Origin of the sequence: Geobacillus uzenensis (assembly GCF_002217665.1) — a bacterium.
Lineage (GTDB): Bacteria > Bacillota > Bacilli > Bacillales > Anoxybacillaceae > Geobacillus > Geobacillus subterraneus.
The window spans coordinates 36,206-48,632 of the sequence record NZ_NEWL01000007.1 but is presented as its reverse complement, the minus strand read 5'-3'; the positions used below and the strand labels follow the sequence as shown (position 1 = coordinate 48,632).

10 protein-coding genes are annotated in these 12,427 nt (G+C 50.3%); 8 read left to right on the top strand and 2 right to left on the bottom strand.

What is annotated here, in order from left to right:
- Positions 1-312 precede the first annotated feature (312 nt).
- Together B9L21_RS12055 and B9L21_RS12050 are read left to right on the top strand one after the other, a co-directional pair.
- On the top strand, positions 313-1,488 hold the full coding sequence (locus B9L21_RS12055) for an MFS transporter (RefSeq protein WP_063166577.1): 1,176 nt from the start codon (positions 313-315) through the stop codon (positions 1,486-1,488).
- 299 nt (positions 1,489-1,787) lie between these two features.
- A complete protein-coding gene (locus tag B9L21_RS12050) occupies positions 1,788-2,846 on the top strand; it encodes a multicopper oxidase domain-containing protein (protein ID WP_063166576.1) in 1,059 nt (352 codons plus the stop codon).
- A gap of 162 nt (positions 2,847-3,008) precedes the next feature.
- Here the strand turns inward: B9L21_RS12050 and B9L21_RS12045 are convergent, their stop codons facing one another.
- Positions 3,009-3,665: a thiamine pyrophosphate-binding protein gene (locus B9L21_RS12045; RefSeq protein ID WP_082816572.1), complete on the bottom strand. Its 657-nt coding sequence runs from the start codon at positions 3,663-3,665 to the stop codon at positions 3,009-3,011.
- Positions 3,666-3,844: 179 nt separating this feature from the next.
- On the opposite strand from B9L21_RS12045, the gene B9L21_RS12040 reads away from it, so the two are divergent.
- From B9L21_RS12040 to narI, 5 genes are read left to right on the top strand one after another with little or no spacing between them, the layout of a single operon-like run.
- Complete coding sequence (locus tag B9L21_RS12040; RefSeq protein ID WP_063166574.1) at positions 3,845-4,252, top strand: hemerythrin domain-containing protein; 408 nt, start codon at positions 3,845-3,847, stop codon at positions 4,250-4,252.
- Between the two features lie 31 nt (positions 4,253-4,283).
- The gene (locus B9L21_RS12035; RefSeq protein ID WP_063166573.1) at positions 4,284-7,967 is read left to right on the top strand and encodes a nitrate reductase subunit alpha; all 3,684 of its coding nucleotides are present in this window, start codon (positions 4,284-4,286) and stop codon (positions 7,965-7,967) included.
- Positions 7,957-9,489, top strand: coding sequence for a nitrate reductase subunit beta (narH, locus tag B9L21_RS12030; protein WP_063857362.1), 1,533 nt, complete (start codon positions 7,957-7,959; stop codon positions 9,487-9,489). The genes B9L21_RS12035 and narH overlap by 11 nt, the downstream gene beginning before the upstream one ends.
- Positions 9,464-10,024: a nitrate reductase molybdenum cofactor assembly chaperone gene (gene narJ / locus B9L21_RS12025; protein ID WP_063166572.1), complete on the top strand. Its 561-nt coding sequence runs from the start codon at positions 9,464-9,466 to the stop codon at positions 10,022-10,024. Before narH ends, narJ begins: the two co-directional genes overlap by 26 nt.
- On the top strand, positions 10,021-10,713 hold the full coding sequence (gene narI / locus B9L21_RS12020) for a respiratory nitrate reductase subunit gamma (RefSeq protein WP_063166571.1): 693 nt from the start codon (positions 10,021-10,023) through the stop codon (positions 10,711-10,713). Before narJ ends, narI begins: the two co-directional genes overlap by 4 nt.
- A gap of 63 nt (positions 10,714-10,776) precedes the next feature.
- Here the strand turns inward: narI and B9L21_RS12015 are convergent, their stop codons facing one another.
- Positions 10,777-11,487 carry a Crp/Fnr family transcriptional regulator gene (locus B9L21_RS12015; RefSeq protein ID WP_063166570.1) on the bottom strand — a complete coding sequence of 237 codons (711 nt, stop codon included), beginning with the start codon at positions 11,485-11,487 and terminating at the stop codon, positions 10,777-10,779.
- 224 nt (positions 11,488-11,711) lie between these two features.
- Between B9L21_RS12015 and modB the strand changes: the two genes are divergently transcribed.
- Positions 11,712-12,374: a molybdate ABC transporter permease subunit gene (gene modB / locus B9L21_RS12010; RefSeq protein WP_063166569.1), complete on the top strand. Its 663-nt coding sequence runs from the start codon at positions 11,712-11,714 to the stop codon at positions 12,372-12,374.
- Positions 12,375-12,427: the final 53 nt, after the last annotated feature.

Here is a 12,427-nt window from a genome sequence, read left to right as displayed (position 1 = left end):
TAGGCAAGTGTCCCCGAAGGATGGGGGCACTTTTTTATGCCATAAATAAAATCATTCATTCAAGAATATTTTTTGTATCGATCCTTTAAGGATAAACGGTCTCCTAGAGCGTCCTCTTTGTTAGTTTTTCTCATACATACAGTGTATGGATAACCCAAAAATAAAGTTAGGGAGCCAATTTTGACAAAACAATGACACCAACAAAAAATGTGATAAACCTCACAAACATTCCTCCTTCGGTCACGTATGATGAAACTACAAACGATGCTTTGCATTTACGAGTAGAGTCGAGGGGAAAAAGGAGGGCTTTTTATGAATAAACAAAAAGCATTGCTGCCGATCACAACATTGGCCATGACGTTTTCATTCGCGGTTTGGGCCGTCTTTTCGCCGCTGGCGAGCACGTTTCAAGAAATGTACGGCCTGACATCGACGCAAAAAAGCATTTTAGTCGCCATTCCGGTGCTGCTCGGTTCAGTCATGCGCCTGCCGCTTGGCATTTGGACGGACCGGATCGGCGGACGAAGGCTGTTTTCGCTGCTGCTGCTGTTTTTAATCGTTCCGCTCATCGGCGCAGGGTTTGCGGATTCGTATGCGATGTTAATGTTTTGGGCGTTTTTCATCGGTATGGCTGGGACATCGTTCGCGATCTCGGTAACGTTCGTGTCGCGCTTGACTCCGCCGGAAAAGCAAGGAACAGCGCTTGGGATTAACGCGATGGGCAACTTCGGCACAGCGGTCGCCAGCTTTTCGGTTCCATCGATCGCTGCCGCTTTCGGGGTTTCGTGGGCGTTTTGGGGAATGATCATTCCGATCGTCATCATGCTTATTCTCGTTTGGTTTTTCACACCCGATATGCCGAAGCCAAAGCAACAAAAAACGATGCGCGAATCGCTGTCAGTGTTGAAATACAAACATACGTGGACATTGTCGCTGTTTTACTTCGTCACATTCGGAGCATTTGTCGCCTTTGGCATTTACTTGCCGTCGCTCCTCGTTGACTTGTATGGGTTGACACCGGTCGATGCCGGGATGCGCGCGGCTGGGTTTACCGTACTCGCCACACTCGCGCGGCCGATCGGGGGCAACCTCGGCGATAAAATCGGCGCCGAGCGGGTATTGACGTTCGTCTACGCTGGAATGACGATCGGCGCGTTGACGATCGCGTTTGGAATGGAAAACATTTGGATAATGACGGTATCCTGCCTGTTATTGGCGGTGATGTCCGGATTAGGAAACGGTGCGGTCTTCAAGCTCGTGCCGCAGCTGTTCCCAGCGGAAACGGGCGCCGTCACCGGCCTTGTCGGCGCATGGGGCGGACTGGGCGGCTTTTTCCCGCCGATTTTAATGGGCATCATCAAAGATGTGACTGGTTCTTACGTGCTCGGGTTTATGCTTCTTAGCTTATTTACGTTGATCTGCTTCTTATTGAATCGAATCGTCTTTGGCAAAAAAGCAGGCGAACCGGCAAATCGGTACGCATCGTAACACCTTAAAGAGGTCAAAAGCATGTGCTTTTGGCCTCTTTTTCATTTGGGAAGACGACGGATTTAACGAAAGAAAGACAAGTGACGGAGGCGGAGATGATCAAGAGGCGAAGGAGGGTTTTCCGTTAGCCAACGTGAGAACGCCCATTATCGTTTTCACAGTAGTGATAAAACGTATTGCTCACTGTTTCACAAACCCTTCAAATATGCGTGTTCATTGGTGATAAAAATCACTAGGGGGAAAGCGAAAATGGCGTACGCTCAAGGTGTAAACGAATTTCGCTAGAGGGGGGAAGAACGATGAACCGAAATGTATATGCAGTGTTGTCGACCGTGTTAGCCGCCTCACTTTTAGCGGCGTGCAACAGCGGGGGGGAACAGGTGAAGGCAGAAAGCAAGAACAAAACGGCAGCCACGCAACAGTCGGAGCCGAATGTTTTAGCGGCGCACAAAGGGGTGAATCAAGCACCGGTGCCGTTAAAAATGGAGCGGGTCGGCCCTCATGATGTCCACATCGAAATGACAGCGCAAATCACCGACATTGAAATTGACAAAGGGAAAATTTACAAAGCATGGACATTTAACGGTCAAGCTCCCGGACCGCTCGTCGTTGTCAATGAAGGGGATACGATCCATTTTACGTTGAAAAATATGGACCCGGTCGTCCCGCACAGCATGGATTTTCACGCCGTTCACGCTTCACCGTCAAAAGATTTTATTGATGTGATGCCGAACAAATCGGGAACGTTCACCTATCCGGCAAATAAACCAGGTGTGTTTATGTACCATTGCGGTACGAAGCCAGTCTTGCAGCATATCGCCAACGGCATGCACGGCGTGATCATTGTCAAGCCAAAAAACGGTTATCCGACCGACAAGGAAGTAGATCGTGAATATGTGCTCATCCAAAATGAATGGTATAAATACAACGATATGAACGATTTCCAAAACGGTGTGCCAAGCTATGTCGTCTTCTCGTCCAAAGCGCTCAAACCTGGTGATCCAAATACGAACGGGGACACATTTACCCTTAAAGAAAAGCCATTATTGGCGAAAGTCGGTGAGAAAATCCGCTTGTATATCAACAATGTCGGTCCGAACGAAGTAAGCTCATTCCATGTTGTTGGTACAGTATTCGATGATGTGTACCTTGATGGCAACCCGAACAACCATTTGCAAGGGATGCAGACGGTGATGCTTCCGGCGAGCGGCGGTGCCGTTGTCGAATTTACTGTCACTCGACCGGGAACGTATCCGATCGTTACTCATCAGTTTAATCATGCACAAAAAGGAGCCGTCGCCATGCTGAAGGTGACCGAAACCGGCGAAGACGACGGCGCGGAAACGAGCGGACATTGATCGATCCTGTTCCACAAACAAGATGGATGCCGCCCAAAGCCTTATATTTCTTAATTATAGAGAGATTGAGAGAAAACGAAGTGATGCATGTCACTTTCCATCAAAAAAGAAAAAAGCGTCCGCAGTTGTTTGTTGGCCGGCGCTTTTTGCATTAAAGGTAAGTCAACGGGTCAAAATGGCTTGATCGTTGCTTTGTCCGGGGGGAACGATCGGATAGACGTTTTCTTCCTCAGCAATATTGAAATCAAGCAAGACTGGCCCATCGTTTGTTAACGCGTTTTTGATGATCCTTTCCGCCTCTTCTTCCGAATCGGCTGCAGATCCTATGGCTCCGTACGCTTTGGCAAGCTTGACAAAATCCGGGGATGTAATCTTTACTGCTGAATAACGCCCTTGGTAAAACAGTTCCTGCCATTGACGCACCATTCCTAAGTAGCCGTTGTTCAAAACGGCGATTTTAATCGGGAATATGTCGAGATCGGGAGCGTATAAATGATCGTTCGGTGAGGGCCGTCCAATAATGACAAGGAGCGGTACAGAATCGCTTAAGGCGGTGGCGATTCCAGTAATGCTGTTTGTGATTCCCGACCCGATGATCGCCACGCCGAGTCTCCCTGAAGCGCGGGCGTAGCCGTCTGCGGCATGAACAACCGCCTGTTCATGTTTCATTTCGATATATGACAGGCAAGGATAAGAGTGTAGCGCATAACGGACAGGCAGCATGCTTTCATGGCAGCAGCCAAACATATGGGTGATCCCTTGAACAGCCAACGATTCGAGAAGTACATCGACTCCAAGGCGTGTAAGAGGATGAACCATTTCGTCACCTTCTTTTTAATTTTCTTATATTTTAAACAACTAATATGCGCAATGTATGTGAATATCGTCACATAGAAATATAAGGAATATCTTTTTTCGTTTCTGCATAATTTGTTCGTTGTTTGGAAATTGTAGGTGAATAGAGGAAATCGGTACAAATAGGGAAGTGAGATGATGAAATGAGCGGACCGTCACTAAGAAAATTGGAAGCGCATCGTTCTATTCATCATGGCGCCTTTGCCGAAGCGAAGCGCCTGACTGAACTGTTGGAAACATTGTATACCGATGGGCGTTGTGAGCATGCCGCTGAAGTGGCGGATGCCCTTGTAGAGCACTGGGAAACACGGATCATTGCTCATGCGGAAGCAGAAGAAGAAGGCTTTTACCGCGAAAAAGCAGAGGAGAGAAAGGAGTTGTCCGAAACGATCGCGCAGCTCAAACGTGACCATGACATGATGAGAACGTTAATTGCTGAAATTAGGCAGCGGTTGTCAGAACAGATTGACCGCGAGGTGTTGACCCGCTTTCACGCATTGCTTCACATTAACCGCATCCATAGCGCTGATGAAGAGGCATTGCTCTTTTAGTTCAAGGGAAAGAAAGGAGAGATAAACCAAAATGAACGAAAAACCTGCCCCGCTTTTGCGCAAACTGAAGTATTTCGGTCGGTCGGGAAAAATCGCCGGCCACGCCGAGTTGTCGCCATACGGGCGGGACGTAGAGAAAACATACCGCCGCCGCTGGCAACATGATAAAGTGGTTCGTACAACCCATGGGGTCAATTGCACAGGTTCGTGCAGCTGGAAAGTGCATGTGAAAGACGGCATAATCGCATGGGAGACGCAGCAAACCGACTACCCGACAACAGGCCCCGATATGCCGGAGTATGAGCCGCGCGGCTGTCCGAGGGGAGCGAGTTTTTCCTGGTATACATACAGCCCGCTTCGCGTCCGCTATCCGTATGTGCGCGGGGTGCTGTTGCGGCTTTGGAAAGAAGCGCTGCAACAAGAAGGTGATCCCGTAGCCGCGTGGAAGTCGATTGTCGAAGATCCGGGAAAAGCGAAACGGTATAAACGCGCCCGTGGAAAAGGCGGGTTCGTGCGGGCGAAATGGGATGACGTTTATACGATGATCGCCGCGTCACTGATGTATACGATTCAAACGTACGGGCCGGATCGCATTTTTGGGTTTTCACCAATTCCGGCGATGTCGATGGTCAGCTATGCGGCCGGGGCGCGGTTTTTGAATTTGATCGGCGGCGCCTTGCTCAGCTTTTATGACTGGTATGCCGATTTGCCGCCGGCTTCTCCGCAAATATGGGGGGAACAGACAGACGTCCCGGAAAGTTCAGACTGGTTTAACTCAAGCTACATGATTGTCTGGGGATCGAACTTGCCGCAAACGCGCACCCCGGATGCCCATTTTTACGTTGAGGTGCGCTACCGGGGGACAAAAGTCGTCGCTATTAGCCCTGACTATGCTGAATTTGTGAAGTTTGCCGACAACTGGCTGCCGGTGCAGCCGGGAATGGACGGAGCGTTGGCAATGGCGATGACCCACGTCATTTTAAAAGAGTTTTATGTCGATCAATCCGCTGATTATTTTTCTGATTATGTTAAAACATACACCGATTTGCCCTTTTTAGTCATGCTGAACAAACAGGGGGATCGTTATACCGCCGGCCGCTTTTTGCGGGCGAGCGACCTTGGCATGCCGCTTCAGTATGCGGAATGGAAAACGATTGTTTGGGATGAGCAATCAAAGACGTTTGCCGTGCCGAACGGGACGATTGGCCATCGTTGGGAGAACAGCGGGAATTGGAATTTGCAGCTGAACGATATGGACAATAAACGAATCGGAATCCGCCCGGCTTTGACGTTCCTTGGCCAGCAAGATGATGTCGTCGTCGTGCAGTTTCCGCACTTTGAGGCAGGAAATAAGACGGTGTTCGAACGCGGAGTGCCGGTCAAGGCCATTAAGCAAAACGGGGAGACGGTGTATGTCACGACAGTATTTGACTTGTTGCTTGCCAAAATGGGCGTCAACCGCGGGCTGCCTGGTGATTATCCGGCCGATTACGATGACATGAAGCCATACACGCCGGCATGGCAGGAGGCGATCACTGGCATTGATCGAAAGACGGCGGCGCAAATTGCCCGCGAGTTTGCCCAAAATGCCCTCGATTCCAAAGGACGCTCCATGATCGTCATGGGATCGGGCATTAACCATTGGTATCATTCCGATACCATCTACCGGGCAATTTTAAACCTTGTCTTGTTGACCGGATCACAAGGAGTTAACGGCGGCGGCTGGGCGCATTATGTCGGTCAAGAAAAAGTGCGCCCGCTTGAGGGCTGGCAGACGATCGCCATGGCCCGTGACTGGGGAGGACCGCCGCGGCTGCAAAACGGGACGTCGTTTTTCTACTTTGTCACCGAACAGTGGAAATATGAAGATCAAAGCATGGATGAACACGTCTCCCCGCTCGTTGACAAGCCGCGCTACCAACATGGCGGCGATTACAATTATTTGGCCGCCCGGCTAGGCTGGCTTCCGTTTTATCCGCAGTTTAACGCCAACAGCATTGCGCTAGTGGAACAGGCGAACGCAAAGACGAACGAGGAAGCGGTTCAATATGTCGTTCAGCAAATCAAAAAAGGAAACATTAAATTTGCCATTGAAAACCCGTCCGATCCGATTAATTTTCCGCGCGTGATGTTTGTCTGGCGCGCAAATCTCATCGGCAGTTCGGCAAAAGGGCATGAATACTTTTTAAAACATTTGCTCGGCACCCATCATGCGAATTTCAGCGAACAAAATGATGACTTGAAAACGAGTGAGATCGTTTGGGATGAGAACGCGCCGGAAGGCAAACTGGATTTAATGGTCAATATCGATTTCCGCATGGCCGGAACCGGACTGTATTCGGACATCGTTCTCCCGGCCGCGACATGGTATGAGAAGTATGATGTCAGCAGCACGGACATGCACCCGTTTGTCCATCCGTTCAATCCCGCCATTGCCCCACCGTGGGAAGCAAAATCGGATTGGGACTTTTTTAAAGGATTAGCCAAAACATTTTCTGAGCTGGCTGTCCGCTATTTTTCTAAGCCGGTGTCAGATGTTGTCGCTACCCCGCTGTTGCATGATACGCGCGATGAGATCGCACAGCCGTTTGGGGTCGTAAACGATTGGAAAGAAGGAGCGGCAGAGCCGGTTCCGGGGGTGAATTTCCCGCGCTTGCATATTGTAGAGCGGGATTATAAGGAAGTATACAACAAGTTTGTGGCGCTTGGTCCGATGGTTCGTGAACAAATCGGGGCGAAAGGGCTCAGCTGGGACGCCAGGGAAGAATACAAATGGCTACTTGATACGCTCGGCTCTTCGGCGTTGGAAGGTCCGTATAAAGATTGTCCGAGTTTGTTGACAGACCGGGATGCTGCCGAAGCTATTTTGGCGCTTTCAAGTACAACGAACGGTTCCTTAGCGCTCAAGGCATGGGGAGAAATGGAGAAAAAGACGATGCAGCCGTTAAAAGATTTAGTCATTGAGCGGGCTGAGGAACATATTACCTTTCAGGCGATCACTGCCCAACCGCGGCAAGTGTTGACCACTCCTGTCTTTAGCGGAAGCGAAACCGGAAACCGTCGCTACTCTCCGTTTACGACGAACGTCGAACGGTTGATTCCTTGGCGGACGTTGACAGGAAGGCAGCATTTTTACTTGGATCATGAGCTTATGTTTGAGTTTGGAGAAGAATTGCCGACGTTTAAAGCGCCGCTCAGAAAGCTTGCTTTTTACGGCCATGACCGGCGTCCGGAAGTCAGCGGCAAAGAACTCACTCTTCGTTATTTGACGCCACACTTTAAGTGGTCATACCACAGCACATACGGAGATACCCTGCCGATGCTGACGATGTTCCGCGGCGGTCCACATGTCTGGATGAACAAAGAAGATGCCGCAGAAGCCGGCATTGCTGACAACGACTGGATCGAAATGTACAACCGCAACGGGGTGGTCGTTGCCCGGGCGGTCGTCAGCCATCGCTTGCCGCGTGGGGTCGCGTTTATGTACCATGTGCAGGAACGTCATATTAACGTGCCCGGCTCGCCAATCAGCAAACTGCGCGGCGGCACGTTCAACAGCCCAACCCGCATCCATGTCAAACCGACGCAAATGATCGGCGGTTATGCACAATTAAGCTATGGCTTCAATTATTATGGACCGACAGGAAATCAGCGGGATGAGCAAGTGATGATCCGCAAACTTGAAAAAAGGGAAGTGGATTGGCTTGAGAGTTAGAGCGCAGTTCGGGATGGTCATGAATTTGGACAAGTGCATCGGTTGCCACACATGCAGCATTACATGCAACAATACATGGACGAACCGCCCTGGGGCGGAATATATGTGGTGGAACAATGTGGAAACAAAACCGGGCATCGGTTATCCGAAAGAATGGGAAAACCAGGACGGGCATAAAGGCGGCTGGGTGCTCAAAGATGGGAAGCTCGAGCTGCGCGCCGGCGGCCGGGTGAATAAACTGTTAAACCTGTTTTACAACCCGAATATGACGGTGATCGACGATTACTATGAGCCTTGGACATACGATTATGAACAGCTGATCAATCGTCCGGAAGGGGAGCACCAGCCTGTCGCCCGGCCTAAGTCACAGCTGACCGGCGAATACATGGACATCACGTGGGGGCCGAACTGGGAAGACGACTTGGCCGGGGTATATGAAACAGGAAAACGCGATCCGAACGTAAAAGGCATTGAAGAAAAAGTGAAATTTGAGTTCGAACAAACGTTTATGATGTATTTGCCGCGCATTTGCGAACATTGTTTAAACCCGCCTTGCGTCTCTTCTTGTCCGTCAGGGGCGATTTATAAGCGGGATGAGGACGGCATTGTGCTTGTTGACCATGACGCGTGCCGGAGCTGGCGGTTTTGTGTGACCGGCTGTCCGTATAAAAAAGTATACTTTAATTGGAAAACGCATAAGGCGGAGAAATGCACGTTTTGTTTTCCGCGTATGGAAGCAGGATTGCCGACAGTTTGTTCAGAAACGTGCGTCGGCCGGCTCCGTTACATCGGCATCGTGTTTTACGATTTGGATCAAGTCGAGGCGGCCGCTTCGGTCCAAGATGAAAAAGAGCTGTACCATGCCCATTTGCGCATCTTTTTAAATCCGTATGATCCAGACGTGATTGAAGCAGCACGTGAAGCGGGGTATACGGACGATTGGATTGAAGCAGCGCAACGCTCACCGGTTTATAAACTTGCCGTCGAGCAAAAGATCGCGCTCCCGCTTCACCCGGAATACCGGACGTTGCCAATGGTTTGGTACATTCCGCCGCTCAGTCCGATCATGGGGGCGTTTGACGGCGGGTTGGACGACATTCATCCGCATGTCATTTTTCCGGCGATTGACCAAATGCGCATTCCAATTGAGTATTTGGCTAATTTGTTGGCTGCCGGTGACACGGAGGTCATCCGCACGGTGCTGAAAAAAATGGTGGCCATGCGCAGCTACATGCGGGCGGTAAACCTAGGAAAAGAGCCAGACCGGAGTATCCTCGAGAAAGTCGGCATGGATGAACATACGGTCAAGGAAATGTATAAGCTTTCGGCTGTCGCGAAATATTCCGACCGTTATGTCATTCCGTCTTCCCATCGGGAAAAGGCCGGCAACGCGTTTTACGGTCAAGGGACGGCCGGCTATGCGTTTATGGAGTCTTGTTCCGGTTGCTCTGAATATGATGCGGAACGTTTTTACTCGTTTGATTGGGGGGATGAGGGTGGAAGAGCATCAGAAACTATGTAAGCTCGCTTCCATTTTGCTGCAGTACCCGGAACGAGAATGGCTGGAAGATGAGCAGCTGTTTTATGAAATTTCCAAGCTCGCCAACCATACAGCCCGCAAACGGTTTTTACAGTTTCTTGACCACGCGAAAACAAAAGCGATCGACGAGCTGTGCGAGCTCTATGTGCGAACATTTGATTTGAGCGATCGAACGACGATGTATCTTACGTACTACTTGTTTGGCGATCAAAAAGAGCGCGGCCAAGCGCTGTTAAAACTAAAAGAAGCATTTCGTCGTGCAGGTTTGGAATTGACAGAGGATGAGCTGCCGGATTACTTGCCGCTTATGCTCGAGTTTGCCGCTGTCGCCCCAGTCAACGATGCGAAAAACGTCCTTCTCGCCCACCACAAAGCCATCAAGGGGTTGGCGGACAGGCTGCAGGAGGTTAACCACCCGTATTTCTTTGTTTTGGACGGCTGTCTTGCAGGCATGGACGCATTTCTGGAAGAAACAAATGGGGCGGATATTCCAATGAGAGCGGAGGAGGCCACATGACGTTGCTTGACCAGTTCCTTTGGGTGATCTATCCGTATATTATGTTGACATTATTTGTTGCCGGCCATATTTACCGTTACAATACTGATCAGTTTGGCTGGTCGGCGAAGTCAAGTGAGTTTCTTGAGAAACGGCGGTTGCGTTGGGGAAGCGTTCTGTTTCATTGGGGCATTCTCTTCGTGTTTCTTGGCCATGTTGCCGGCATTTTAGTTCCAAAGGCATTTTATGAATCAATCGGGATTACAGAGGAGATGTACCATTTTGGGGCGGTCTGGTTTGGCGGCGCCGCCGGGGTCGCGACTGTGATTGGGGTGGTGTTGCTTTTATGGCGGCGGTTGAGCGTTCGCCGCCTTCTCCGCCATAGCAGCAAAAGCGATCTTGTTGTATTGCTGCTATTAACGATAGTCATTTTGACAGGGTTTACAAATACGGTTGGATATACAGCGACCGGTGGGACGTTTGACTATCGGGATACGATCGGCCCTTGGTTTCGCGGTATTTTAACGTTTCGGCCGCTGCCGCAGCTCGTCAGCGATGCGCCGATTGGATTTCAAATTCATATTCTCTCTGCCTTGCTGTTATTTGGCATTTGGCCGTTCACCCGCCTCGTTCATGTATGGAGCGTCCCGCTGACATATTTAAACCGGCATTACGTCGTCTATCGCCGGATGCGGGCGAAAAAAATTTAGTGAAAGAGCAGGGCTGTCCATAAAGAGCCGCTTGGCAACTCTTTTATGACAGCCCGCTAAATTTCATTCAATGCAGCAAATATCTGGTGGGCAATCTTCGCATTGGATTTCCGTTTTTAAATAGTTCAAGTCGTGGATGGTGATTCTCCCCCTCTTCATGGAAATAACCCCATCTTGCTTTAACGCATTGAGCATCCGATTGACGCTTTCGCGTGTCGTGCCGCAAAAGTTGGCTAAGTCTTGGTTTTTTAACGTCACATCAATGAAAATACTCCCATCTTCAAGCGGGACGCCATAGCTGTTGCATAGGCGAATGAGCGTCGAATAGAGCGCCCCTTTTTTGCCGTTCATCATCAAGTCGCGAAACTTCGTCTGCGTCCGCCGGGCATGCTTGCTCATCCAGCGCATATATTCAAGGGTAAGGGTGGGATTGATCAGCAACTGCTCTTCGAGTTCGTTTTTATTCATCACCGCTGCCTCGCCCGGTTCAATCACTTTGGCGGTCAATAAATAGCGCGGGTCGTTCGTAAACAGCGTCAGCTCGCCGACAATTTCCCCGCTTCCACAAATGCGGAAACACATTTCTTTTCCGTCCGGGCAAATTTTGCTTACTTGCACTTTACCGGAAAGAATCAAATACAGCTCATTGGCCGGCATCCCTTCTTGAAACAAAAACGAATGTTTGCGAAGCGGAATCACTTTTTTCGACGATTGCAGCCACGAGCGCAAGAGGGAAAAATCGCGTTTCTCCACTGGTTGGCTTGGCCGTTGCATGATCGACACCTCCATTTGTTCGGCTGCTTCTATTGTAAAAAACATCACAGTGAGGACAGAGTGAAAAAAATCACCGTTTGTCACTTTTTTTGTGCAGGTTGTCACAAATTTTTCTAAACCGGATTTCCCCGCCCATATGATACAATCAATGTGAGCAGTGTCACAGCGTTTGCCTGCTCGTTTCCGTATAGTAGGATGGGGATATAGCAAAGAGAGGTTGATTCATGACATCGTTTTGGTCACCGGTTTGGTTATCGATCAAAGTATCGCTCCTCGCTGGCTTGATTGTCGCGGTCTTAGGGACAGCGGCGGCGAAGCGGATGGCGCGCCGCCGGTTTCGCGGCAAGACGTTGGTGGAGACGGTGTTTATGTTGCCGCTCGTGTTGCCGCCGTCGGTCGTCGGTTTTTTGCTCGTCGTCTTGTTTGGCCGACATAGTCCGATGGGCCAGTGGATCGAGGCGTCGTTTCATACGACCGTACTGTTTACGCCTGGTGCCGCGGTGATGGCCGCCGTGGTCGTGTCATTCCCGCTCATGTATCAGGCGGCCAAAACCGGGCTCGAAGCGGTCGATCCAACCATTGAAGGGGCGGCGCGCATCGATGGGGCGAATGAGCGCCAAGTCTTTTGGCATATTTCGCTGCCGCTTGCCAGACACGCACTATTATCCGGAGCGGTGCTGTCGTTTGCCCGCAGCCTCGGGGAGTTTGGCGCAACACTCATGTTTGCCGGTAATATTCCAGGAAAAACGCAAACGATCCCGACCGCCGTCTATATGGCCATGGAGTCGGGGCGGATGGAGGTAGCGTGGGCATGGGTGGCGGTCACGATCGGATTGTCATTCAGTTTATTGGTCTTTGCGACGAAACTCGGTCGTTTACGAGAATAAACAAAGCCGCCTGGCAACATCATGAGGCGAACGAAACAGAAAGGAGGGAGCGC